Source organism: Sediminibacillus sp. JSM 1682029, from assembly GCF_041366435.1.
Lineage (GTDB): Bacteria > Bacillota > Bacilli > Bacillales > Amphibacillaceae > Sediminibacillus > Sediminibacillus terrae.
Window position 1 is genome coordinate 197743 of the sequence record NZ_JBEWYY010000006.1, and the last position, 25067, is coordinate 222809.

The window sequence follows — 25067 nt, forward strand, 5'->3', positions numbered from 1 at the left end:
GCTCTTCCTACCTCCACTTTTTATTATTTCAGCAGTGCATCGAGTATTTGCTTTTTGGTATCTTCCACTCCGATACCAGTCAAAAAGGAACGAGCCGTAATGACGGGAAAGTCGTAGTCTTTTTGAATGGTCGCTGTCGTCACCAGAAAATCCGCTGTTTCCACATAGCTGTTCACCTCTGCTATTTTGATTTGTTTGATATCCAAATCAAGCTGATGCTCTTTCGCCATTTCCTCGATTGCATTGTTTACGATCGTCGATGTCGCTATTCCTGCCCCGCACGCCACTAATACTTGTTTTTTTGCCATGTCACTTCTCCTCCTTCATTGATCTCTTCCAATTCTGACTTTACAAGCCTGACAATCTTTGCTTTGTCCTGCTCCTGGGCGATGGTGGTCAACATGGTGTTATGCTGAAAAATGCTCATCAATCGCTGCAACAGATAAAGCTGGGAATGTGTTTCATCCATCGCCAGCATGAACACCACCTTGACCGGCGTCGTTTCTTCGGGATCGCCCATCACGCCGAAAGCCACTTCATTTTTTAAAACGCCGATACTGATCGACTTCTGTTTCACATGCTCGATATCGGTATGGGGAATCGCTACGGAAACGCTGCTGGTCGGAAGCCCTGTTGAAAATTCTTCTTCCCTGGCGACAATCGCGTCGATGAAGCTCTTCCGTACCAGGCCAAGCTTCTGCAAATTTCTCCCCATCCGCACTAGTACGTCTTTATCGTTTTCTGCTTCCAGATTCAAAAGTACGTTCGCTTCTTCAAAATAGAAGTCATTCATGTCTCCACCTCGCTACCTAGTTGTAAATTATATGTGTCGGCATATTGCTGAATCACAGCATGAACAGCGGCAGAGGTATCGGCGTTCATCACCTGGCTGCGCGCTTCTTCCGACCTGGCCAGCTCCATGAGCTGGACCAAGGCTTTCAAATGCTTTTTCTTATCCACAGCTGCTATTACTACAATGATTTGGATCGAGTAATCATCTGTGAAGGGGACTCCCTCCTCCAGTCGGAGCATGCTCATGCCCACTTTCCGGACACCCTGATCAGGTGCGGCATGGGGAATCGCCATATTTGGCGCAAGCACAATATATGGATCTTTTTCATTCTCCAGCATCGCCTCTACATATTCTTCCGTGACAGTCCCGTTTTCCAGCAAAGGACCGCCGGCAATTCGGACGGCTTCTTCCCAAGAGCTTGCTGCTTGTTTCAGTGTGATTTGTTCCGGAGTCAACAGATCGGCCAGTGCCAGACCATCTTGCCCCTTGCTGCTTCGTTTTATTGCAGCAGTGGGATCTCGGTGGATGTATTGATACAGGGCAGTGGCCAGCTGCTTTTCGTTCCGGATGTCGGCATGGTCGGAAATGACCTCGAGCAAATCATCTACCTCGATGGCCGAGGGGATGACCCCGCTAAGCTCGAGCATCACTTGCTTTTTGAGCCTTTCCTTTTCTTCCAGCTCCATAATCGGGCTGGCAATGAACAGCTTTTTCGTGGTGTTTATCGGAACAGAGGAAAAGACGATATCGTAGTCCAATTGATATTCCTGAAACTCCCTCATCGACAAGGTATCGAGAAAAATAAAGTCCGGAAATAAATTACGAAGCTCGCTGTACATCATCCTGGACACTGATACCCCTTTCGGACAGACAACGATCGCTTTCCATTTTTTGCGGATATCTTCCCCCTGTCTGGTCATCCATCCGCCGATCAGCAGCGTTAAATAACTTGTTTCGCTTTCGGGTATCGGCATTCCGATCAACTCTTCCAGCGGTCCGGTAGATTGTCTTATCAAATGATGCAGTTCTTGGAGCTGCTTGTTCTGTTCATGCAGGTGTTCCGTCATTTCCGTCAGGTGGTATTTAATACGATAATAAGCAGGTTTGACATGCAAAAGGAGTTTGTTGAGCAGCTGTTCCTTATCCTGCAAGGTAATGCATGCCCGTTTTTCAAATATCCGCAGCATTTTTCTGAGCGCACTGATCAGATTGGGAATCGTTTCTTCTGTCAAAAAACCCGACCAGTAAACATTGGTAGACAAGAGAAACAGCGTGATGAACAGTCGCTCTTCCATCGGAATCGGCCCGATATCGGCTAATATTTTTTCCGTGGCCTGATATTGCTTGGTATCCGACAGTTCTTCATATTTGATATAAAAAGAGTTGATCAAGCACCCTTTGTCGATTCTTTTGATGACCAGAGAAAGAATGTACGGCATCGTGGTCAGTTTCTCATCGGTGAATTTCAAGCCAAGCTCTTTTTCCACCCCACCGACTCTTTCTGCAAGTGCCTGGATGTCTTTTTCTCCAATGCCGGTAATACGAAGAAAATGTGTTTTGCCATTGACCATTTCCAGGGTTTTGTTCGTGATGTATGTCAATAAACGCCGGACTTGAAACTCATTTCCTTCCAAAAGATAACCCTGTTTCCGGGAATAGCGGACGGAAAGGGTGAATTTTCCGACAAGCTCCTCTACTAGTTTCAAATCCTGTAATATCGTGTTTTTGCTGACATAAAATTCACTCGTGAAATGGAAAAGAGATAGGTCTTCCCTGCTGACAAGCATCAAAGCTATCAACTGTACACGCTGTTTTTCCGATAAAGCCGGAGCCGACGTTTCGATTACTTCGGAATCCCGGTTGAAGTAAAAGTATACTTCCTGACCGATTAGAAACTGCCCTTGCCGAGTCCGTTCGATGGCAGGGAGTTTGTTCTCCTTGAGCCTGCTGTTGATTTTGCCGAGACTATAGCCAAGCTGCCGACGTGACAAGTTATATTTCTTTTCCAGCTGCTTGCTGGTTGTTCCAGGATAATTCAGTATCTCTTTTAAGATTCGATCACTGCGATCGTCCACACTGCATCACCCCCCTCTTGCTGGTTTCATTGTAGCACGGAAAAAAACACCGTTGTATACGCTTTCAGTTTAGATTGATGAGCAATCATTGTGCAGTATTGTGATTTACTTATCCAGATACCGCCTTGTTACAGTCATGACAGGCGCTGGTTTAGAATGAGATTTATAACTCCCTCTCATCTAACAAAAAAAGACCATTCCGTCGATGGGTTTTCTCCACCTCGACAGAATGGCCTCTTCACAATTTCAATCGTTATTTTTCAATGTCGACCCACTTATAATTATCAGCACTCACCTGGTAGGTAACCAGGTCCTTCACGTAATCTTGCTGTAAATAAGCACTGCCTTTCTGATACAGCGGCACGAGCACCGCACTGTCTTCAATCAGCATTCTTTCCGCCTTCAACAAGGCATCCCAACGTTCCTGTGGCTTGTCGGCCAAATTGGATTTGGCACCGAGGACTAGCTTGTCGTATTCTTCGTTCGAATATCCTGTGTGATTCCCGGGACTATCCGTAATGAACAGGTTCAAGTATGTCAACGGATCTTGGTAGTCCCCATTCCATCCGGTCAAAATCAGTTCATACTCCTGGTTCACGTTCGCCGAAATGCTGGCCTTCGGCGGCACGCTTTTGACATTCAACGTCATGCCGGAAAGATTCGATTCTAGCTGGTATTTGAGGTTTTCGGCAAACTGCTTTGACGTACCGGAGTCAGAAGTAGTCAAGGTAAATTCCAGTTCCTCTTTACCAAGCTCTTTCAATCCTTTTTGCCATTCATTCTTCGCCTGCTCCACATCATATTCGACCAAAGCACCGTTTTCGGCACGGAAATCTTCTCCGGTTTCCGGATTTTCTGCCAGTCCCTTTGGCACATTGCCTTGGATGACGATCGACCCGTTATTAAGGATGGTATCGACGATTTCCTGTTTATTCACCGCCATGTTGATCGCTTTGCGGATATGCAAATTGGCTAAATCTGTCGTTTCGCCATCCTTGCCCTGATTCATCTTCAAGTAAGAAGTGGCACCGGTCAAAAAGGTGTGGTATTCTTCGCTATCTTTATACTCATTGACATAGTCGCCGGTCAAATCAATTCGATCCAGCTGGCCCTTTTTGTAAAGGTTCACAGCCGTCGACGTATCTTTGACTACATTCATTTCGATTTTATCAACGTTGACCGCTTGTTTATCCCAATATTGGTCATTTTTTTCGAAGGTCCACGAAGTGTCGGTGCCAGACCAGTCTTCGATGACAAATGGCCCGTTGAACAGAATATGTTCCGAATCCCTCGCATATGCTTCCCCTTGTTCCTCTACAAAGTCTTCCGGCTGCGGGAAGAAAATGGCCGTTGTCAGCAGTTCCTTGAAGAATGGAATCGGGTTTTCCAATGTCACTTTCAAGGTTTTTTCATCGAGGGCTTCGACTCCGAGGTCATCGACCGGCTTGTCGCCGACAAGGATTTCGGAAGCATTGGCGACGATTTCCTCAAACTGCGGACCGTAAGCCGCCGCCGTATCCGGATTGACCGCTTTTTTCCATGCGTATTCAAAATCACCGGCGGTAACAGGAGTTCCATCCGACCATTTTGCGTCTTCGCGAATGGAAAAAGTGTAGACCTTTCCATCCTCGCTTACTTCCGGCTCTTCTGCCGCAAGGGCCAGTTCCGGATTCCCTTCCTTATCGAGACGATATAAACCTTCAAATACTTGATTGATCATGTTAAAGCTGAAGTCGTTGTCTGCCATCGTCGGATCCAGTCCAGGAATTTCACCCGGTGCACTTAACTGGAGCACCTTCTCTTCCTCTCCACCTTCATCTCCATCGTTTGTTTCGCTGGATTCATTGTTACTGCAGGCCGCCAACAGCAGCACGAATGCCACCACCGGCAAAAATTTTCTTATGTATCCCAATTTTTCTCCCCCTATTCTTTGCTGCAATGCTTTTCATTATATAGAGGGTTAGACAAGAAATTCAACCGGGAAGGTTCCTTTTCAGAAGATTCACAGCTGATGTTTCTGCAAAAGCTTCCTGGTACACTTAAACCTAATCAGAGGAAAGAGGAAAGGAGGCATTTTTCTTTATGGAGCTCGGAATCATTTTATTCTCATTCGTTATAGTAGTCTGTTTGGCCATTATCCTGAAACAATTGAAAGACATTAAGGATAACCAGGAATACGTGATGGAGTTACAACATGAGAGGAAACACAACCTGCAGAATACAGAGAAAAACCACCCCCACTAACGGATTAACCATATCGGCTTCAGACCGGGCCGTACAGGCAATGGCAACATATGTTCATCGCACAGCGACATTCCCTTGGCAATGCCGTTCAACTTGCAGATAAACCTTACTCCGGTTTTCTGCAAGTTTTTGTTTTTCCAAACCTGTTAATCTGCCGGCTTCCGCTCTATTATTTCTCCGATGTCACAATGACACCGCCGATGTTGTCGCCGGATATAGTATAATCGCCATCCGCCGGCACCTCGATGGTCTCGGTTTCCGATACCGGATAGTAACAAACGACATATTTTTTTCCATCCACTTCTACGGTTATTTCTTTATGTTGTTTCAAATAATCGAGGTATTCTTCCAACGCCTGGTTCTTTTCGTGTATAATCGCACTATGCGGCAAGCCAACATACCGAATATGCCACGGCTCATAGGAAATGCCCGTGATCTCCGTCTTATTCTTTGGATAACGCAGGATAAAACCATGCTTCCAAGCATTATCTTCTATCCATCTCCCTTCCTCTGCTATCCTCATTTCGCCCTCTGTCGATCCCACGTCAAGTGACAGCCCGAGATTATGCTCGCTTTTTCCTGCCGGCAAGGCGTAATCCCCACCCATATCTTGATATAATCGATTTTGTTCGTCAAAACCGCGATAGCCACTGCTGATCAAAAAATCGTGTACACCGTCTTGTTCAGCAGCTTGTACCATCGATAAAAAATCCTCTGCCAATGCCTCCGATAGTTTTATGTCATTGTTCAGCAGTCCATAGTTCTTCGTCAATTCCGGATGGTCAAACAATTCTACTATATCTTGCCTGACACTCTCTTCATGTACTGCATGCTGCTCATTCACCAACAATAACTCTCCCTCATATATTTGCTCTTTTCCTACTGCTATTTTCTCAACATCCCGGAAACCTTCCTGTTCCTTTTCTTCTACTTTCACCTTCTCCTGTAAAAACGGAGTGGCCTTACCTCCGTAAAAATAACCAACACCGATTAATAGTAACAACAATAATAAAACCCACTTCTTCATTTCTGTTTCCTCCTCATTCCGAACTGGTATTAGAATAGGAAAAACTTTTTAAAAAAGAAGTGGGGTAAAGTTTAAATATTTCTTAAATGATGCTTACTGCTGGTCGGTCTCTCCTCCATTCAGCGGTATCCGGACTTCGAACACCGTACGAATCAAATTGCTGTCCGCAGCAATCGTACCGCCATGCTGTTCCATGATGTTCTTAGCGATGAACAAACCGAGACCAGTACTGTTTTCCTGGTGCGCCCTGGATTTATCCCCCTTATAAAACATATCGAAAAGGTAGGGCAATTCCTCTTTCGAAATACTGTCTCCATAGTTGATGACTTGGACTACCACGTCATCTCCTCCGTCTATAAATCCCTTCACGTCTACGAATTGACCATCCTGCCCATAGCGGATCGCATTGGTCAGAAGGTTTTCAAATACCCGGGCCAAGAGTTCGCCGTCTCCCGAAACGGGCAAATCCGGAACAATATCCAATCTGGCAGCCAATTGATTTTGTTCGAAAACCGGGTATAGTTCTTCTGTTAATTGATTCAGTAAATTGCTTAAGTTAATCTGTTTTTTTTCGACGGTCAACATGCCATAATTCATTCTTGTCAGCTCGAACAATTCATCAATCAGTCTCTCCAAGCGCTGGGATTTCGTATGAGAGATGGTGATATAATGTTTTTTTTGCTCCTCCGTCAAGCCATCGTCCTTCAATATCAAATCCAAATATCCCAAAACAGAGGTGAGCGGTGTCCGCAAATCGTGCGCCAGATTCACTACCAGCTGGTCTTTGCTGCTCTCTGAAAAATCCCCTCTTTCAATCGCTTCTTTCAGTTTCTCTCCTGCCAGATTGATGTCTTTTGCTATATCTCCGAATTCATCATTTGTCTGGATGGCAATCGTGTGTTGAAAATCTCCTCGGGCAAGATTGTGTATTCCCTTCGATATTTCATCGAAATAAGTTAAATATGGCTTCGTGAGTACGAAGAAAAACAAAATGGCAACCGGTATAAAAATGATTAAAAAGAAATTAAAATCACCCACTTGGAGAATAAAGGCACGCAACCGTGTGAGTGGATCCTGGTAATCAACCATTGTATGGTAATAATATTGCAAAACCTTATAGATCAGATACGTGACAAGCCCGGAAAGCAGCATACTCAAACCGAATAACATGACCATTTTTGCCCGAAAACTATGTAACAGGTTACCCATTGAATGCATACCCCACGCCCCAAACTGTTTTGATGAATTTATTTTTCCGCTTGTCTTCCTTCAGCTTTTTCCGGAGGGTGCGGATATGGACCATCACGGTATTGGCCCCTTCATAATACGCTTCGTCCCAGACGCGCTGAAAGATATTTTCCACGCTGAAAACTTTATTCGGATGACTGGCCAGTAAAAACAAAATATCAAACTCTTTCGGCGTCAATTCAACCGTATCTCCGTAAAGCAATACACGTCGCTGGTCAGGAGAAATATGCAAACCACCGAACTCCAGGTCGGAAGTCTGTGTTGTCTGCTTGTGATTCCATTTCTTGAACCGGCGCAGCTGTGCATTGACCCGGGCGATCAACTCAATCGGGTTGAAGGGCTTTGTCATATAATCATCCGCACCGATCACCAACCCTTGCACCTTGTCAAAATCCGAAGTCTTTGCACTCAAAAAAATAATCGGCATGCTGTAACGCTCCCGGATCTGACGGGTCACTTCATAACCATCCATTTTCGGCATCATGATATCCAACACAAGCAGATCGACAGACCGGCTCTGCACAATGTCCAACGCCTCTCGGCCATCCGCTGCCACAAAAACGCGATACCCTTCTTTTTCAAGATGAATGGAAATCAAATCGGCAATTTCCTTTTCATCTTCCGCTATTAAAATAGAAATATCCTGCATATTGGTCACTCCCCAAAAACTGTCGAGTAGTATCTTGACTTATTGGATCACCTTAATCAAACGGCTTCAGGAAAACATAGGGTGACAAGTTTTCCTGTCCTGCTATTCATTCTCTATTATATCCTGGGGATTATCAAGGTTATCCCTGTCCTGAACGCGGGGTCGGGGTACCGACATTTCCATTTTCCCGGATCTTGATCATTTGACAACTTACTTACTAGTAAGTTAGTGTATTGCCATGACCACTAAAAAAGAGCAAATCATTTTATTAACGATGAAATTTATAAAAGAAAAAGGCTTTTCAGCTTTCAGCTATGATGACTTGGCCAAAGAACTCGGTGTCACAAAGGCTGGCATTCATTATCATTTTGAAAAGAAAGAGGAATTGGGCGTCGCCGTTTGTACACATCTAGAGGAAACACTTGAACGAACATACTCCGCCATCAAACAGGATAAAATGAAAAACATCGACAAACCGCTTGCTTTCCTCTCCAAAAGAGCAGTTCAAGTTGATTCACATGCCGTTTGTCCGATTTCGGCGTTACAGGCTGATTATAATGACTTGCCCGGAACTATGCAGGTTAAAGTCCGACAGATCAGCCAAAGGGAAATCGGGATAATGACAGAGCTGCTTGAAGACGCCAAGCAGGATGGCGGCTTGAAAGCGATGGAGGATTCGGAAGGATTGGCAGCCCTCCTAATCGCCAGTGCGAAAGGCGGCTTGCAGTATCAGCGCGTACTGGGAGAGGAAGTTTTTTCAAAGATATGGACAACATTCACTAGACTTTTAAAATGTGATCAAGGAGATTCAGGGATATGACAAGAAGAGTAGTAGTAACAGGATATGGAGTTGTCTCGCCGCTCGGGAACACTGTCGAGGCTCTCTGGGACAAGGTGAAACAAGGAAAATCCGGCATTAAACGAATCGAAGCGGATGGTTATGAAAACATAAACACACAAATCGCCGGTTATGTTACCGATTTTGATGCCACACAATATCTCGAAAAAAAAGAAATAAGTAAGTATGACCTATTCATTCAGTATGCCGTTGCCGCAGCTCAACAAGCATTGACTCAGTCCGGCTTGGATTTGGAAAAAGCAAACAAGGAAAGACTCGGCGTTTATGTCGGATCCGGCATCGGAGGAATCCATACAACGCTGGAACAGCACAAATCATTTCTCGACAAAGGGCCGAAGCGGGTTTCGCCGTTTATGGTGCCGATGATGATCAGCAATATGGCTTCAGGCATCCTTTCCATCAAAAATGGCTTCAAGGGTCCAAGCTTTTCCCCTGTCTCGGCTTGCGCCACAGGGAATCAGGCAATCGGGGAGGCGTATCTGAATATCAAACACGGTTATTCCGACGGTATCCTTGCCGGCGGGGCGGAGGCCTCTATCACACCGGTTGCTTTTGCAGGGTTTTCTAAAATGAGGGCCATGTCCACTTTCAATGATGCTCCTGAACAAGCCAGCCGTCCTTTTGACAGCGGCCGGGATGGATTCGTCATGTCAGAAGGGTCGGGCATTTTATTCCTGGAGGAATATGAGCATGCCAAAGCAAGAGGGGCAGCCATATTGGGAGAAATCGTCGGCTATGGATCGACTACGGATGCCCATCACATCACCGCTCCTGATTTCGAGGGCGCTGCCAGCGCCATGAAGCTTGCTTTGAATATGGCGAATATCGAACCGACGGCTGTGGATTATATCAATGCCCACGGAACAAGCACGCCCGACGGAGACAAATCGGAAACAAACGCGATTAAACGTGTATTCGGCTCGCACGCTTATGACCTGAAGGTGAGCTCGACGAAATCGATGACCGGGCATCTGTTCGGAGCAGCAGGCGGGCTTGAAGCAGTCATCACACTGAAAAGCATCCTGGAAGACACCGCTCCGCCGACCATTAATTATGAAACACCCGATGGGGAATGCGATTTGGATTACGTACCAAATCGAGCTGTCAAAACAGAGATAAACCATGCCATTTCCAATGGTTTTGGTTTCGGCGGACACAATGCCGTGCTGGCATTTAAAAAGTTTACTGAGTAAAGGAAAAAACGAGCGAATTCGAAGTATCAATCGAATTTGTTCGTTTTTTACTTGTATGTTCATAAACTTCTTTTTTCCTGTTGTTTGATCCGCGCTTCGCATCGCTATGGCAAGACAATACGCGTTCCACGGGCACGGCTTCCACTTCCTCCGAAGGCACCAACCGCTTTCTTGCGGGATTTGCAGCCCGTGCTGTTCCGTTGGACCTCCGTATCTTGCCTCCGCTACGTTTTCGTGGTCTGATCTCTACCTATCAAGACAAAATAAACAGAACTGTATTCTTCTATTGACGTTAAGTTTCTAAATAGTGACAAAGACGAAAAATCAGCAGGGGAAGATTCGTTATTCTTCAGAAATTGGAGGACGCAGATCAACAGTATAAGAAGGAAAATACTCCTCGCTTCCATGCGGTTTAGCTTTCTATCCATAACAGCAATAGACAAGACGGAAATCACGCCAGAAAAGAACCATCTTCATTCAACGGGGACAAGGTGCGTAGACTCCTGCGGGATAAACGCGAGCTGAAGATCCACTTGGCAAAGAGGTTTTCTTTGCCAAGTTAGCTGAAGCCGTGCCCGCGGAAAGCGAAGTATCTTGCCGGATTAGTGGGACGCCTATTCATAAGAAAAGGTTAAACGCCAGATTATGATAAAACAAAAAACCGAACGAATCGTTCGGTTTTTGTTATGGTCACTATGCTTTTGTCCCAAGCTCTTTTTATGTTCTTTGCTGGACAGCGCTCTTCCATCTTACCATTTGGTTTATGATTTTTCTTATCGATAACGCTGTTCCAATCTCGCGGCTGGCTCATTTCTGCCTTCTTTGTACAACTTTTGTAAATATCGGTCCAAATCCAGGTCATCTCTCGTATGAAAAGGGCCGCCTTCATGAATCACACTCCACATCGGATCGACGGGTGAATCAGATGTCTTCATCTGTTCTGTCACCCACTCATCCAGGATGCGCAGGCCTTTCGCCACCACCTCAGGGTGTTCGTCTATCAGATTATTGGTTTCGTGCGGATCCTTTTCAATATCAAACAACATGAAATCGGGAAGTTCTTTTAATCCGTCGTGATACGTTCGGATAAGCATCCAATGATCGAAACGCACGCCTCGCTGACAGCTCCAAGCACACTGACTGACAACCAAATGTGGCCTCCCCGACGATTTTCCATCAATAATGGCAGGCAAAAAACTTTGCCCGTCCCACTTTTCACGCCGCTTCCCGCCAGCAAGTTCTGCAAGTGTCGGCCCCACATCGATTTGGTAATGCAAATCTTCATCCACAAGGCCGCTTGCGATATCCGGTCCGGAAATGATAAAAGGAATACGACAAGTGATGTGATCGGCTAACTGGTGGTCACCATAGACATTCAATTCCCCTTGGTTTTCCCCGTGGTCAGCGGAAATGATGATGATTGTTTCTTCCAGGATTTCTTGCTTCTCCAACTGATCGATGATTTTCCCAATATGCTCATCGACGTAACGGATGGCGGTGTCATACCCATCTATCCATGCCTTGAAGTCATCCCGGTCACGGATTTCTTCCGGTATTCCCGGCCATTGTCTTACCGGTGGTAGATCCCGGGCACTGTAGGGGCCGAAACTGTCCCGATGCTCGGCAATCATTTCTTCGGTAAGCCACTCAGGGGCGGGCTCCTTTTCAAATGGATTCCCATACGATGCAGGAGTCCGATAAGGTGTATGGGGGTCCCAAACATTGAGGTATAAGAACCAATCCTCTTTTTCCCTGCCGCGGGACTCCAGCCAATCCAGCGCCTCTTTTGTCACATCGTCCGCTGTTTCTCCCGCATGCTTCCCTGTATCATATGTTTCCAGGAATCCGCGTAATATGTGCCAAGCTTCATGCCTGCCGGGAAATGGGCTGATAATCGCCGTATGCATGTTTTTGCTTCGCAGCGTGTCCACCCAAGTCTGGTACTGCGAATCATGAAAGTTGAATGGTCTGTCTTTTCCGATAGGACGCATATCCGCTTGCAACCCTCCGTGGTTGACGACTCCATTATGGATTCCGAACTGTGAACTGAACAAAGCAGAGCGTGACGGGGCGCACGGTACGTCGGAGGCATAATGATTAGTGAAACGGACGCCCTGTTCCGCAATACGGTCGATGTTCGGCGAGGTATTACGGTGATAACCATAGCAGCCTAAATGATCAGGGCGCAAGGCATCGATATCGAGATAGAGTATTTTCATAGACTTGTCCTCCCTTTCAACAAAATCCAAGAAAGATCATTTCCAAATGCGACAGGTGTGTTGCTCCCGACAATACAACAAAGTATCCCCTTTACTTTCGGAGGAGCTCTATTGTTGCATACTCCGTCAGAACATTAACTTTCACACCATACGTTCCTCTTCCTTTCTCAACGACCTGAATATTTCCATTCGGTTCGGGGCGCCAGTGTGGTGACTGAAATACGATTTCTTCTTGGCTTTGTCTTCTCCTGATCACCATCGACAGTTTTTGATAGGACTCTGTCAGCTCGACGATTTCCGCCGTGGCATACAGAATCGTTAAATCCTCGCGCAGCCGCACATTTATCGGTAGCAGGAGGCCGCCTTTCCCAGGAACGATTATGGCTTTCCCGTCGAACAACTGGCTGTCTCGATAATCGACCGTTGTTTCCTTTTCGTATTCATCAAAGTTGTTCAAGAATAAAAACTTTCCATTCCGGCCATCTCTCACTGAAACATCCACTTCCTCCTCAACACGGAACTTGCTACTCACACCGATTTTCGCGGCTAGATTTCTGTATATTTCTTTTTTATATTGATAGTCAAATTCCATGCTGACACCGAACATCACTAATTTGCCTTTTCCTAAGCGCTTCTCAAATGCGACCACGGACTTTTCCCTGTTTTCAGCCCATCCGAAGGCACCTTCCCGGATGTCATACATTTCCATGCGGTCGATTTTCACATTGTCCACATCATCTACCTGAACAAACCCGCCAGCTTCACTCCCTTTTACCTCCACCTGAATGTAATCTTTTAAAACGGTGCATGGCTCCCCGTTAATATCTTTAGTCGGGATAACCGGAAACAAGACGAGTTCGCCGCCCGTTTCGATATAATCCATCAGCTTACTTTGGACTTTTCCATCCATCCGGTCGTGGGCAAATACCCACAGGGACGGTACTTCTGCCGGATTTATATCGCCGTCCTTCAATAAGTTGCAGCCATCATAGACGATATTGTTCACGCGCAAGCCTTTCGCCAGCCCGTTAAAGAGATTGGCTTCTCTTTCCTTTTGGAGCGATTCATCCAGTTCAGCCGTGAACTGATTGCTGAATTCGGTCATGAAGTAATCCGGGTAGAAAGCAAAGTGAGTATCGATTTCCGGCTTCGAACTTGTCAATGGCTGCTGATAAACCTGCAGCATATTCCCCAGATGCTGGATCACTTGGAAGTGTGCCCGTTTTTCCCCCATCATTGTTAAAGGGGCCTGCCATTCATGACGCCTGCCCAGTATCCCGATCCCCCCAAAGTTTTCGCCGCCGACAAACATATAATAGTTTGCCGCATTCATCCCGTTGGCAATGCAAAGACGAGTCGTTAAGTCGAACGTGCTTGGCTGCAGCCTCGGCCGATCGGGAATGCTGCCCCCTTGGAATTCAGCCGAGAACAGAGGCTGCTCTTTCCATTGAATGGATTTGGTGAAAGCATTCGCCAGGACAATGTCCACGAAATTATCATAGTCGATATTACCGATATAATAATCGCCAGCAGCCATCACTCCATCTATTTTGGCAACCTCTACTAACTGCGATAATCCAATCGGGTATTTTGTTCCCCGTTTCAAGTGGTCCACGGTGTCAAACCCATGGATGTTTATCACATAAGGCACCTGAATGCCCTCGCTATCTGCCAGCTGTTTCAAATGTTCGATGTACTGCCGGTAATGTTGTCGCATAAATAAACTGAACTCGTTTTTCAACGGCATGCCGTAGGCCGCTTGCGGTTGGCACAGCTTTGTTTCCACGAAACGGGCAATACTATTTTCCTCTACACCGAATGTGTCATTAAACTCGTTTAAGGAATACTTGTTTTCTAAATAGTTCGTGAAGAAATCCAATGTGACAGAGTTAAAATCTCCCTGGTTTGTGACCCAATGAAACATCCCGACTTCATTGTCTAATTGAAACATGATAATCGGTCCGCCACGACGCCACTGAAATCTTTCGATGATCGGACAAACATGCCTGTACCAATTTTCCACTTTCTCTAAATAAGTCGGGTGCATGTAGCTTACCACTCTGGTCGGATGGACATTTCCTTCCTCCGTTTTTGCCATGGCGTCTGGGTAATGGTCGATAAACCAGGTCGGAATTCCATGATCGATCACCTCGGCCATTACATACGGACCCGGACGGACCAAACAATACATCCCTTCCTCCTTGATGATTTCCAGAAAGGAAAGGAGATCGAGTTCCTCTCTCGAAGTACCCGATAAGTCGATTTTGCCTTCTTCATATTCATGAATTCCCCAGGGAATATACGTACTGATCATGTTCAGCCCTGCTTCCTTTGCTTGCCTGATGCGGTTTCTCCATTCCCCCTTCGGCACTCGAAAATAATGCAGTTCTCCTCCAAAGAGCAGTACCTCTTTCCCGTCAATGATCATTTTTTCGTCCTTGACTTCTATCATTTCCATTCTCCTCTTATTCGGTTATCGAAGTGTTATAAGAAAAGGAGAGAGGTGCACATTACCCTCTCTACTAAAAACCTAATCGGCCAAAATATCGTCTACTTCTTTCCGATAGTTTGCGAGTGCTTCGTCAGTATCCGCATCTCCTCGATAAATCTGTTCCAGTGTGTCTAACAGCTCGTTGCCCATTCTTTCGTATTCTGGAATCAATGGCAGTGGTTCCGTTGACTGCAATTGTTCTCCAAAGGTACTCACCATCGGGTCATCGGCTAAAATCGGATCTTCCCATGCCGCTTGATTGGCCGGCAGCTCGCTCATTGTTTCATACCAGGCCAATTGCGTATCTGTATCAGCCATCCAGTTAATGAAATCAAGCGCTTCGTCCACCTTCTCCGAATTATGGAATATCGACAAATGCGCTCCACCCATCATCGATTTATTTGTCTCTCCTTCTGGCATTAGCGCGACATTCCATTTCCCTTCAATATCTTCGCCGTTATCCTTTAATGTCTTGATATCCCACGGACCGCTGAAGAACATCGGTTTAGATCCATCGCTGAATGCCTGAACAATCTCCTTGCCTTCTTCCAACTGGGAATAGCCTTCCTCATAGAATTTGGTATAAATATCAACCGCATCTTTAAAAGCAGGGTCATCGAAATTTGCTGATCCTTCGCCTACTTCATATGTCCAACCTTGCTGCCATCCCAACATAAACGGAAACTGCGGGTCAGTCCGTGGTAAATCGATCGCATATTGACCGTCCCCTCTGTCCGCAAGTTTTTCAGAAACATCGATCATCTCGTCCCATGTTTTCGGCCCATCTGGATAACCCGCTTCTTCTAAAATATCCGTTCTATAAAAAAGAGCACGCGTATCCACATACCATGGAATCCCGATTACTTGACCTTCATACTCCGCTGTCCCTCTCGCCCCATCAAAAAAATTATTCAAATCTAAATTTTCATAGTCGCCAATATCATCCGACATATCATAAAATGCTCCTGCTTCCGCAAATTCCGCAACCCACGTGTTGCCGATCTGCAGCACATCGGGACCTTTTCCGGAAGCGACTGCCGTCAATAATTTGTCATGCGCGTTTTCCCAAGGTATTGTTTGCACTTCTATTTCGACATCATGTTCTGCTTCATAATCTTCTACAAACCCTTCCAACTCATCAGACATCGTCCATACTTGAAGCGCATCGTTAGAACCAGAGGATGCATCGGAACATGCCCCCAACACAAAAGCAGTGCCAACCAGGACTATTGCAAACAGAAAGACTTTGATTCCCTTTTTCAACTTTCCACGCTCCTTTGATATTTATAAAACCACGCCATTCATTGAAACGTTTCAATCAAAACCATCATGAAACCATCCGTACAATAGCTGTCAATGCACTTCTTGACGTTGTACTGTCTTCCAGTAACATATCTTTTGCCGGATTGCTTCCTGCTGAACCTCTTCTTTCGTTTCCCACTCAGACATTCCTGTTACATCAAGTTAACAGCCAGAAAATTAGTCTCATCTGGCGCGATCTTCTACCATTTCCAATTTTCACCTATCACCTTTCCTTCATTTGCTTTCGTTTGCCACTTATGCATCCTCTAAGTTGAAAAAAACACCATTCCCTCCCTCCATTCCAACTTTCCTCTTCATCTCTTTTCACAATAATTGAAACGTTTCGATAATTATACACTACCAAAAAATGAATGCGCTTTCAACTTTTTTTATTCCATTCTTTTATCCCTCCCCATCCTCCCTGTATGTTCCTTTTGCTTGATCGAGTTAGGTTTATTCTTGCTTCTTACGAGGTACACAAATACATGTCCTTACAAGATTTAAAGAAAGGATGGTTTTATTCATGCCTAAGAATCCATTAGAAAAGTATTATCATAAAGATTTCCCGAAACAATATCAAAATCCGCCAGGTATTCAAAAAGAAATGGACCCTGTTCCCGACTGTGGGGAAAATAGTTACCAAGGCTCCGGCCAGTTGAAAGGAAGAAAAGCATTGATTACAGGTGGGGACTCCGGCATCGGCCGTGCTGCTGCAATCGCCTATGCTCGGGAAGGCGCAGACATTGCAATCAATTATCTTCCCGTCGAGGAACCAGATGCGCAGGAAGTGAAAGCATTAATCGAGCAAGAAGGACAAAAAGCAGTCCTACTGCCGGGAGACTTGCGTAGTGAGGAATTTAGCCGGTCTCTCGTACAGGATGCTGTTAAAGAATTGGACGGCCTTGATACATTGGTCCTTGTAGCCGGTAAACAACAGGCAGTGAAAGATATCGCCGACCTTACAACCGAACAACTTGTTTCCACGTTCGAAACCAATGTATTTTCCATGTACTGGATGGTCCAAGAAGCGCTGCCTCATATGCCTGAAGGAAGTTCGATCATTACCACTTCCTCCGTAGAGGCTTATAATCCATCCCCGCTTTTACCGGACTATGCGGCAACGAAAAGTGCGATTGTAGGCTTCACCAAGTCCATGGCGAAACAACTATCCTCCAAGGGCATACGCGTGAATTCCGTAGCACCAGGACCGTTCTGGTCTGCCCTGCAAATTTCCGGCGGCCAGCCGCAGGAAAACATTCCGACCTTCGGAAAAGAAACACCGGAAACGCCATTGCAACGAGCAGGTCAGCCGGTCGAGCTGAGCGGGATTTATGTATTCCTGGCATCGGAACAAGCTAGTTATGTAACCGGTCATGTTTATAGCGCAACCGGAGGATTGAACGCAAACTAAGTTTCGGTCCGTAAGAAAACATGTCTCACTTAGAAGTTCTTGTCCGGGACAAAAGCATGGCCACCAAAGCCAAAACCGAGCGAGTTTGAACGATCAATCAAATTCGTTCGGTTTTTACTATTTAGATAGACTTCTTATTATCCTGTTAGTTGATGCCGGAGTGGAGCGTTCCTCTTTATAAAAGGGAAATTTAGAACGGTTTACTTTTTGCAACCAAAAAACCGTTTTGACCGGACTTGTTTTTTCCAAGACACGTTAGTACGCTCATGTATTGCGGGCTCCCAACTTGACGTTTGTATGGGGTCCACCCAATATCGTGGATAGCTTCACCCCCCATGGATAAAAAAAGAATGCTGACTTCTCCTTTTTCCATAGTGAAAATAACCCGTCCCCCTCTCTTACAAAAATTGTTTACATTCTAAAAATTTGTTATATTGAAGAAGTGAAAATGCGCATAGAGTGGAATTTCACAAAGCTTGGAAGATTGTCACCAGCCGTGTTTGTTTTATCGCTTTTTTGAAAGCGTTTACTAAAAACTGCTAGGAGGGGTCTTATGCAAGAAAAAACGAGTTATAAACCCGGTTTGGACGGGGTGATTGCATCCGAAACGAAGCTTTCTTACTTGGATGTGGAAGCGGAAGAAATTGTCCTTAGAGGATATGATTTGATCGAGCTCGCCCAAAACAGGGAATATTTAGATCTCGTTCAGCTGTTACTTCAGGGAGAATTGCCTGATCAACAAGAACGCTCCACTCTTGAACAACAATTAAAAAAAGAATATGACCTCCCAGATGATTTCTTCTCTCTTTTCCACAAACTGCCTAAGCAAACACACCCGATGGATGCATTACGGACAGGGATTTCCGCACTCGCTGGATATGAACAGGATCTGAACGGACGGAGCGAAGAACAAATCAGACAAATTGCGCTCAGTTTATTGGCAAAGATCCCCAACATTGTGGCGAACAGCTATCACCTTCTTCATGACGAGAAAGTGATACCGCCGCGTCAGGAACTGTCGTACAGTGAGAATTTCTTGCATATGATTACAGGTAAAAAGCCTACAGCAACAGAAGCTGCATATTTCGATCAGTCTTTGATGGTTTACAGTGAACACGAAATGCCGAATTCAACTTTTACTGCACGCGTCATAGCGTCGACGAACTCAGATATATACGGGGCGTTGACCGGAGCAGTCGCTTCGTTGAAAGGAAACCTGCACGGGGGAGCGAATGAAGCAGTTATGTATATGTTGTTGGAAGGAAAAACAACCGATGGTTTCCGCCATCTCCTCTATGAAAAACTTAAAATGAAAGAAAAAGTGATGGGCTTCGGACATCGTGTTTATATGAAAAAGATGGATCCGAGAGCTTTGCTGATGAAAGAAGCATTACGCGAACTGGCAGCGGTGAATAACCGGAATGACCTCATGGAAATGTGTGAAGCCGGGGAACAATTGATGAAAGAAGAAAAAGGACTTTATCCGAATCTGGACTACTATGCAGCGCCTGTTTATTACTTATTGGGTATCCCGATCGACTTGTATACCCCTATTTTCTTTGCTGCCAGGACGCTGGGATTATGTGCCCATGTATCTGAGCAGTATGCCAACAATAAGTTGTTCAGACCAAGAGTTCTCTATACTGGACCACGCGGGCTCCACCCTTAAAACTCAATCTGCCGGGGTAACCCGGCTGGCTTTTTTAAAACTACTACATAATGAAAAGGTGGCGTTGACAATGACAGAAATGAATGTAAAAACGGCAAAAACTGCCGACCAAGTATTAGAACGTATTGCAGATTATGCCGTTTATGGAAAAATCGATAGCGAAGAAGCGTTGAAAACAGCACAATATGTATTGATGGATACGCTTGGCTGTGGATTCTTGGCTTTACGCTATCCAGAGTGCGCCAAGCATTTAGGGCCTATCGTACCTGGCACCGTCGTCCCGAACGGCTCCCGTGTTCCCGGTACATCTTATGAACTGGACCCTGTCCACGCAGCCTTCAATATCGGATGCATGATTCGCTGGCTCGACTACAATGACACCTGGCTTGCTGCAGAATGGGGGCATCCTTCTGACAACTTAGGAGGAATCCTGGCAATTTCTGATTATATCAGCCGTAAAAGATGTTCGGAAGGAAACCAGCCGCTGCAGATGAGCACTGTCCTGGAAAATATCGTAAAAGCTCACGAAATTCAAGGGATTTTGGCTCTGGAAAACAGCCTCAATCGCGAGGGGCTTGACCATGTGCTTTACGTCAAGGTGGCCACGACAGCCGTAGTGACCGCCATGCTTGGAGGCAGCAAAGAAGATGTCATCAATGCGGTTTCACAAGCATGGGTCGATAATTCCAGCCTTCGAACCTATCGTCATGCACCCAACACAGGATCAAGGAAATCGTGGGCGGCCGGAGATGCGACAAGCCGCGGGGTAAGACTGGCCTTAATGACCATGAATGGAGAAATGGGCTATAAGACTGCCCTTTCGGCGCCGGGTTGGGGATTCCAGGACGTACTCTTTAGCGGGAAAGAACTGACGTTGGCACGTCCTTTTGGCTCCTATGTAATAGATAACATTTTGTTTAAGATATCTTTCCCTGCTGAATTTCATGCTCAAACTGCAGCGGAAGCAGCAATCAAACTGCATGAACAAATCGACGGAAGAATCGAAGAGATCGAGCGAGTAACCATTACAACGCATGAATCAGCCATCCGCATTATCGATAAAAAGGGACCGCTTTACAATCCGGCAGACCGAGATCATTGTATCCAATACATTACAGCCATCGGCCTTCTATATGGATCATTGAATGCGGACCACTATGAAGACGAGGTAGCCGCCAACCCGGAAATCGACCGCTTGAGAAACAAAATGGTGATAACCGAAAATGAACAATACAGCAAAGACTATCTAGATCCGGATAAGCGCTCGATCGCCAATGCTGTCCAAGTGTTCTTCCGTGATGGGACACATACCGAACAAATAGCTGTAGAATATCCGATAGGACACAGACGCCGCCGCAACGAAGGCATTCCGTTACTTTTGGAAAAGTTCCAGCACAATGTGAAGACCCGGTTCCCGCTTCGCCAGGCCAACCGGATACTTGAATTGTGCGAGAACTATGAAGAATTGACAGATACACCTGTCAATCAGTTCATGGAGCTATTCCGCATATAATGAAGGAGGAAGCATAGATGTCATGGATTGTCGAACCAAAATCAACACAGTCAGAAAGAGCAGAGACCTTTAGAAAATTGATCAACCGACCGGAATTGCTGAAAATCCCCGGCGCTCACGACGGGATTTCCGCCAAAATCGCCCGGGATGTCGGATTCCAGGCCATTTATCTGTCCGGTGCTGCCTATACGGCCAGTCGGGCGCTTCCTGATCTTGGTCTCATTTATTCAAATGAAATGGCTGAAAAAGCCCGGGAACTTATCCGGGCTTCCGATCTTCCCCTGCTCGTCGACATCGATACAGGCTACGGAGGAGTCATCAACGTAGCCCGGGCCGCAAGGGAAATGGTCGAAGCCGGAGTTGCAGCCGTGCAAATAGAGGATCAGCTGCTGCCGAAAAAATGCGGGCATTTGAATGGCAAAAAATTGATCGAACCAGAAGAAATGATGCAAAAAATCCGGACCATCAGAGAAGTCGCGCCCACACTTGTCATCGTAGCCCGGACAGATGCAAAGTCGGTGGAAGGAATGGAAAAAGCCATCGAGCGTGCCAATATGTATGTCGACGCTGGAGCCGATGCCATCTTTCCTGAAGCATTGACAAGTGAAGAAGACTTTCGGCTGGCATCGTCAGCAATCAAAACACCACTGCTCGCCAACATGACTGAATTCGGAAAAACCCCTTATTTTACAGGGGAGGATTTCCTTTCATTCGGAATGAGTATGGTCATTTATCCCGTTACGTCCTTACGCGTTGCAGCCAAAGCTTACGAGCGGGTGTTCATGGAAATCATGGAACACGACACGCAAAAGGAAAAACTCGGAGACATGCAGTCCCGCCAAGAGCTATATGAAACCATCAAGTATTACGATTATGAAGCATTGGATGAAAAAGTGGCAAAGACCGTACTCCCGGAGATAGGGAAGGAAAATAAGTAATCGAGGAAAATGGTCACTAAGACCAAAGCGCTCCAAGCAATTATCCGACCATCGGGTGTTTGTATATAAGCAGCCCAGTTAGCCATACTCATCTTCTTTCACTATATTGTTCACATAAAAAGCAACTTTATGGGCATTTTACATAGAATGCTCTTAGAGGTGATACAAAAATGGCAAGAGTAAAATATACGGAGAACGATGTCAACCTTGTCGCAAGAATGATGAGGGCAGAAGCAGAAGGGGAAGGAAAACTAGGAATGCTGATGGTGGGCAATGTCATTGTGAATCGGATGAAAGCAAATTGTCTGGATTTTGAAGATTTGCGATCGATACGGGATGTCATCTTTCAAGTGCAAGGTGGCAACTACTCGTTCGAAGCTGTGCAAAAGGGGAATGTTTTTTATAACAGAGCCAGAGGTGTAGAAAAAAGGCTGGCCAGACAAGTGTTGGACTTTTGGAGACAGCACCCTTCCAAATTTGCCCTCTGGTATTTCAACCCTTATGGTGAATGTCCTCCTGAGTGGTACGGCCAGCCATTCACGGGACAATTTAAACAACATTGTTATTATGAACCACAGGCCAATACGTGCGAAGGCGTATATGGCTGGTAGGCCCCTCTCCCCCCACAACTATGTGGGGATTTTTTTCGTCCTTTTTTCATCTCTCCGCAGCTTTTTATCGCTTTCAAGAATGCCCATACAATCAAGTTCCGTCGATCCGCCAACGAATGCTATCTCCAAAAGGCATGAAGCTACCTCGCAAACACCCCTTTACTTATAGGCTATATTTACCGATATTAGAAAAGAAAGTATTTACATTTTACATACCAGGGGGAATAGCATGTTAGACATCAACTCGCTCAACAAACAATACATTGCCGGCACATGGATTGATGGAAAAAGCAGCCGCACATTGAAAGATATAAATCCATATAACGGTGATGTAATAACAGAATTCAAAATGGCTTCAACAGAGGATATAGATGCTGCCTATTCAGCAGCACAAGCAGCCATGGATGAATGGAATCAAATCAACCCTTACCAACAACGTGACATTCTTGAGCGTGCGGTAACCTATATTGACGCCCATGAAGAAGAGATCACGAACCTCATTATCGATGAACTCGGTGGAACACGATTAAAAGCCGCGTTCGAAATAGGCCTTGTCAAAAATATGATCAAGGAAGCAGCAACTTTTCCACTTAAGAAGGAAGGCAAAATCCTGCCATCCGTTGAAAACGGGAAGGAGAACCGACTATATCGCATGCCTGCTGGTGTAGTAGGAGTCATCAGCCCATTCAACTTTCCATTTTTCTTGTCCATCAAATCGATTGCCCCAGCAATCGGCGCTGGAAATGGTGTGGTTCTAAAAGCGCACGAGGAAACACCTATCGTCGGAGGTACATTGATTGCAAAGATTTTTGAAGAAGCCGGCATTCCAAAAGGTCTCTTCAATGTAGTAGTCACGGACATTAATGAAATCGGCGATTCGTTTGTAGAGCACCCTATCCCAAGGATTATCTCCTTTACAGGATCCACCGGCGTAGGTAGACATATCGCACAACTGGCAGCAAAGCATTTCAAAAAAGCCCTGCTCGAATTAGGCGGGAATAGCGCATTTATCATTTTGGACGACGCAGATATCGACTATGCGGTGAACGCAGCTGCATTCAGCCGTTTTACCCATCAGGGCCAAATCTGTATGTCCGCAAACCGTATCATTGTCCATCAGTCTGTTTATGACGAGTTCATCAGCAAATATAGAGAAAAAATTGCTTCCCTTAAAACGGGCGATCCGCGAGACCCTGATACCGTTATTGGACCTGTCGTAAACGAAAGAGCGGCCCAGACCTTAAAAGCAATCATCGAGAAAGGCATAGAACAAGGGGCTGAACCACTGCTACGAGGCAATATTTCAGGTAATATGGTGGAACCGACCATATTGACAGGTGTGACACCGGACATGGACATTGCTCGGGAGGAGATGTTCGGCCCTGTAGTCAGTGTTATGACATTTAATACGGATGAAGAAGCAATACAGATTGCGAATGATACCGACTTTGGTCTAAGTGGTGCTGTGCACACAAGAGATGGAGAACGCGGAGTCCAGTTGGCAAAGCAGGTACAGACCGGCATGATTCACGTGAACGACATTACGATCAATGACGAACCAATTGTTGCATTCGGAGGAGAAAAACAATCCGGTCTAGGTCGACTTAATGGGGAATGGAGTCTTGAGGAATTTACGACGTTGAAATGGATTTCGATCAATTATGGACAGCGCCAGTTTCCATACTAAACAAAACGAGGAGGAATAAAATGACCGAAGTTAAAATTCAAACCGGGACCGATTCAGAGCTGTTAGATTCTTTTGTCAAGGTGGCACCCGTCTTAAATCAATTAATAAACGATGACATCACGGTCGGCATCTATGATACGGAGAAACTGATCATCAATATTCCAGGTGAAACATTCTCCCTTAACGTCAACCCCGGCGATCCGCTTACAGAGGGGGACATCATCACAAAGGCCATTAGGGAAAACTGTCCGAAGTCGGAAATAGTTCCGAAAGAATTATTCGGCTTCCCACTAATCGCCCGTGCTATTCCATTGCGCGACGAAAATGGAACCGTTATCGGGGGAGTCGGAATCGGAACCAGTCTGGAAAAAGCCAATAAATTGCACGAAGTGGCTGAAAGCCTTCTAGCAATTGTTGAACAGTCTGCAGCTTCTGTTCAGGAAATCACAGGCTCCATAAATGATCTGGCGGAACACGTAACAGATGTTTCTTCACAAGTGAAAAAAGTAAGTGAAAGTACAGAAGAAATCGGCGAAATATCAACAGTGGTCAAGGGCATTTCCGAACAAAGCAATCTGCTGGGTCTGAATGCATCGATTGAAGCCGCACGTGCGGGTGAAGCGGGGAAAGGATTCGGTGTTGTCGCAGAGGAAATTCGGAAACTTGCCAATAACTCAAAAGATAACGTTAAAAAAATCAACGATGCCACCAAAAATATCCAAACGCTCATTGCCAAACTGGATGATGCATTTTCCGGTATCCATCAAATGACGGATACACAGGCAACTGCAATCACAGACATTTCTGCCACAGTCCAAGAAATCAGCACAAACGCCCAGGACCTGGCAAAATTAGCTGAAACTCAACTGGAAACCAAATAAAGAACCAAAAGTGGCCGGGACAAAAGCTAGGCCACCAAAACAAAAACCGAGCGAATTTGAGCTATCAACCAAATTCGTTCGGTTTTTACTATTTGTATTCCTTAGATAGACTTCTTTTCATCCTGTTGTTTGATGCGTCCTTCGTATCGCTACGGCATGATACGCAGTCTCCTGCGGGATGAGCGCAAGCTGAAGATCCACTTGGTAAAGTGCTTCTCTTTACCAGGTAGCTGAAGCCGTGCCCACGAAAAGCGAAG

Annotated in this window: 20 protein-coding genes; 10 read left to right on the plus strand and 10 right to left on the minus strand. The window is 45.7% G+C overall.

What is annotated here, in order from left to right:
• Positions 1-23 precede the first annotated feature (23 nt).
• The 4 genes from ABVF09_RS12185 to ABVF09_RS12200 all read right to left on the minus strand — a co-directional run bounded on the left by ABVF09_RS12185 (position 24) and on the right by ABVF09_RS12200 (position 4780).
• The gene (locus ABVF09_RS12185; RefSeq protein WP_371069299.1) at positions 24-308 is read right to left on the minus strand and encodes a PTS sugar transporter subunit IIB; all 285 of its coding nucleotides are present in this window, start codon (positions 306-308) and stop codon (positions 24-26) included.
• Positions 287-793 carry a PTS sugar transporter subunit IIA gene (locus ABVF09_RS12190; RefSeq protein ID WP_026569199.1) on the minus strand — a complete coding sequence of 169 codons (507 nt, stop codon included), beginning with the start codon at positions 791-793 and terminating at the stop codon, positions 287-289. Before ABVF09_RS12190 ends, ABVF09_RS12185 begins: the two co-directional genes overlap by 22 nt.
• On the minus strand, positions 790-2868 hold the full coding sequence (locus tag ABVF09_RS12195; RefSeq protein WP_371069300.1) for a BglG family transcription antiterminator: 2079 nt from the start codon (positions 2866-2868) through the stop codon (positions 790-792). The genes ABVF09_RS12190 and ABVF09_RS12195 overlap by 4 nt, the downstream gene beginning before the upstream one ends.
• A 253-nt stretch (positions 2869-3121) precedes the next feature.
• Positions 3122-4780: a peptide ABC transporter substrate-binding protein gene (locus tag ABVF09_RS12200; RefSeq protein WP_026569198.1), complete on the minus strand. Its 1659-nt coding sequence runs from the start codon at positions 4778-4780 to the stop codon at positions 3122-3124.
• Positions 4781-4950: 170 nt separating this feature from the next.
• Between ABVF09_RS12200 and ABVF09_RS12205 the strand changes: the two genes are divergently transcribed.
• A complete protein-coding gene (locus tag ABVF09_RS12205) occupies positions 4951-5112 on the plus strand; it encodes a hypothetical protein (RefSeq protein WP_371069301.1) in 162 nt (53 codons plus the stop codon).
• Between the two features lie 169 nt (positions 5113-5281).
• On the opposite strand, the gene ABVF09_RS12210 is transcribed toward ABVF09_RS12205, so the two are convergent.
• The 3 genes from ABVF09_RS12210 to ABVF09_RS12220 form a co-directional block, all read right to left on the minus strand.
• Positions 5282-6139, minus strand: coding sequence for a M15 family metallopeptidase (locus tag ABVF09_RS12210; RefSeq protein ID WP_371069302.1), 858 nt, complete (start codon positions 6137-6139; stop codon positions 5282-5284).
• Positions 6140-6232: 93 nt separating this feature from the next.
• Positions 6233-7348, minus strand: a complete 1116-nt coding sequence (locus ABVF09_RS12215; RefSeq protein WP_371069303.1) for a sensor histidine kinase — start codon at positions 7346-7348, stop codon at positions 6233-6235.
• Positions 7341-8036 (minus strand): response regulator transcription factor, encoded by a 696-nt coding sequence (locus tag ABVF09_RS12220; RefSeq protein ID WP_026770842.1) that lies wholly within the window; start codon positions 8034-8036, stop codon positions 7341-7343. Before ABVF09_RS12220 ends, ABVF09_RS12215 begins: the two co-directional genes overlap by 8 nt.
• A gap of 238 nt (positions 8037-8274) precedes the next feature.
• Here ABVF09_RS12220 and ABVF09_RS12225 point away from each other — a divergent pair, with 238 nt between their 5' ends.
• Both ABVF09_RS12225 and fabF read left to right on the plus strand, forming a co-directional pair.
• A complete protein-coding gene (locus ABVF09_RS12225) occupies positions 8275-8856 on the plus strand; it encodes a TetR/AcrR family transcriptional regulator (RefSeq protein WP_026569194.1) in 582 nt (193 codons plus the stop codon).
• Entirely contained in the window at positions 8853-10088 is a 1236-nt protein-coding gene (gene fabF / locus ABVF09_RS12230) for a beta-ketoacyl-ACP synthase II (protein WP_026770843.1), read from the plus strand. The genes ABVF09_RS12225 and fabF overlap by 4 nt, the downstream gene beginning before the upstream one ends.
• Positions 10089-10861: 773 nt before the next feature.
• Here fabF and ABVF09_RS12235 read toward each other — a convergent pair.
• From ABVF09_RS12235 to ABVF09_RS12245, 3 genes are all read right to left on the minus strand, one after another.
• A complete protein-coding gene (locus ABVF09_RS12235) occupies positions 10862-12307 on the minus strand; it encodes a sulfatase family protein (protein ID WP_371069304.1) in 1446 nt (481 codons plus the stop codon).
• Positions 12308-12398: 91 nt separating this feature from the next.
• A complete protein-coding gene (locus ABVF09_RS12240; RefSeq protein WP_371069305.1) occupies positions 12399-14759 on the minus strand; it encodes a beta-galactosidase in 2361 nt (786 codons plus the stop codon).
• Between the two features lie 78 nt (positions 14760-14837).
• On the minus strand, positions 14838-16061 hold the full coding sequence (locus ABVF09_RS12245; RefSeq protein WP_237648679.1) for a sugar ABC transporter substrate-binding protein: 1224 nt from the start codon (positions 16059-16061) through the stop codon (positions 14838-14840).
• Positions 16062-16623: 562 nt separating this feature from the next.
• Here ABVF09_RS12245 and ABVF09_RS12250 point away from each other — a divergent pair.
• The 7 genes from ABVF09_RS12250 to ABVF09_RS12280 all read left to right on the plus strand — a co-directional run bounded on the left by ABVF09_RS12250 (position 16624) and on the right by ABVF09_RS12280 (position 24810).
• Positions 16624-17511 carry an SDR family oxidoreductase gene (locus ABVF09_RS12250; protein ID WP_026569190.1) on the plus strand — a complete coding sequence of 296 codons (888 nt, stop codon included), beginning with the start codon at positions 16624-16626 and terminating at the stop codon, positions 17509-17511.
• A gap of 553 nt (positions 17512-18064) precedes the next feature.
• Positions 18065-19180, plus strand: a complete 1116-nt coding sequence (mmgD, locus tag ABVF09_RS12255) for a citrate synthase (RefSeq protein ID WP_026569189.1) — start codon at positions 18065-18067, stop codon at positions 19178-19180.
• Positions 19181-19250: 70 nt separating this feature from the next.
• Positions 19251-20693, plus strand: a complete 1443-nt coding sequence (locus ABVF09_RS12260) for a bifunctional 2-methylcitrate dehydratase/aconitate hydratase (protein ID WP_371069306.1) — start codon at positions 19251-19253, stop codon at positions 20691-20693.
• 17 nt (positions 20694-20710) lie between these two features.
• A complete protein-coding gene (prpB, locus tag ABVF09_RS12265; RefSeq protein ID WP_026569187.1) occupies positions 20711-21631 on the plus strand; it encodes a methylisocitrate lyase in 921 nt (306 codons plus the stop codon).
• 170 nt (positions 21632-21801) lie between these two features.
• Positions 21802-22242: a cell wall hydrolase gene (locus tag ABVF09_RS12270; RefSeq protein ID WP_026569186.1), complete on the plus strand. Its 441-nt coding sequence runs from the start codon at positions 21802-21804 to the stop codon at positions 22240-22242.
• A 229-nt stretch (positions 22243-22471) separates the two neighbouring features.
• A complete protein-coding gene (locus ABVF09_RS12275) occupies positions 22472-23929 on the plus strand; it encodes an aldehyde dehydrogenase family protein (RefSeq protein ID WP_026770850.1) in 1458 nt (485 codons plus the stop codon).
• A gap of 20 nt (positions 23930-23949) precedes the next feature.
• Positions 23950-24810: a methyl-accepting chemotaxis protein gene (locus ABVF09_RS12280; RefSeq protein WP_026770851.1), complete on the plus strand. Its 861-nt coding sequence runs from the start codon at positions 23950-23952 to the stop codon at positions 24808-24810.
• Positions 24811-25067 lie beyond the last annotated feature (257 nt).

Coding starts and splice junctions, on each gene's coding strand:
- ABVF09_RS12225 (WP_026569194.1), top strand. CDS start 8,275: ATGACCACTAAAAAAGAGCAAATCATTTTATTAACGATGAAATTTATA.
- ABVF09_RS12190 (WP_026569199.1), bottom strand. CDS start 793: ATGAATGACTTCTATTTTGAAGAAGCGAACGTACTTTTGAATCTGGAA.
- ABVF09_RS12185 (WP_371069299.1), bottom strand. CDS start 308: ATGGCAAAAAAACAAGTATTAGTGGCGTGCGGGGCAGGAATAGCGACA.
- ABVF09_RS12210 (WP_371069302.1), bottom strand. CDS start 6,139: ATGAAGAAGTGGGTTTTATTATTGTTGTTACTATTAATCGGTGTTGGT.
- ABVF09_RS12240 (WP_371069305.1), bottom strand. CDS start 14,759: ATGATAGAAGTCAAGGACGAAAAAATGATCATTGACGGGAAAGAGGTA.
- fabF (WP_026770843.1), top strand. CDS start 8,853: ATGACAAGAAGAGTAGTAGTAACAGGATATGGAGTTGTCTCGCCGCTC.
- ABVF09_RS12280 (WP_026770851.1), top strand. CDS start 23,950: ATGACCGAAGTTAAAATTCAAACCGGGACCGATTCAGAGCTGTTAGAT.
- ABVF09_RS12215 (WP_371069303.1), bottom strand. CDS start 7,348: ATGGGTAACCTGTTACATAGTTTTCGGGCAAAAATGGTCATGTTATTC.
- ABVF09_RS12270 (WP_026569186.1), top strand. CDS start 21,802: ATGGCAAGAGTAAAATATACGGAGAACGATGTCAACCTTGTCGCAAGA.
- ABVF09_RS12235 (WP_371069304.1), bottom strand. CDS start 12,307: ATGAAAATACTCTATCTCGATATCGATGCCTTGCGCCCTGATCATTTA.
- ABVF09_RS12275 (WP_026770850.1), top strand. CDS start 22,472: ATGTTAGACATCAACTCGCTCAACAAACAATACATTGCCGGCACATGG.
- ABVF09_RS12205 (WP_371069301.1), top strand. CDS start 4,951: ATGGAGCTCGGAATCATTTTATTCTCATTCGTTATAGTAGTCTGTTTG.
- ABVF09_RS12250 (WP_026569190.1), top strand. CDS start 16,624: ATGCCTAAGAATCCATTAGAAAAGTATTATCATAAAGATTTCCCGAAA.
- ABVF09_RS12220 (WP_026770842.1), bottom strand. CDS start 8,036: ATGCAGGATATTTCTATTTTAATAGCGGAAGATGAAAAGGAAATTGCC.
- ABVF09_RS12260 (WP_371069306.1), top strand. CDS start 19,251: ATGACAGAAATGAATGTAAAAACGGCAAAAACTGCCGACCAAGTATTA.
- mmgD (WP_026569189.1), top strand. CDS start 18,065: ATGCAAGAAAAAACGAGTTATAAACCCGGTTTGGACGGGGTGATTGCA.
- prpB (WP_026569187.1), top strand. CDS start 20,711: ATGTCATGGATTGTCGAACCAAAATCAACACAGTCAGAAAGAGCAGAG.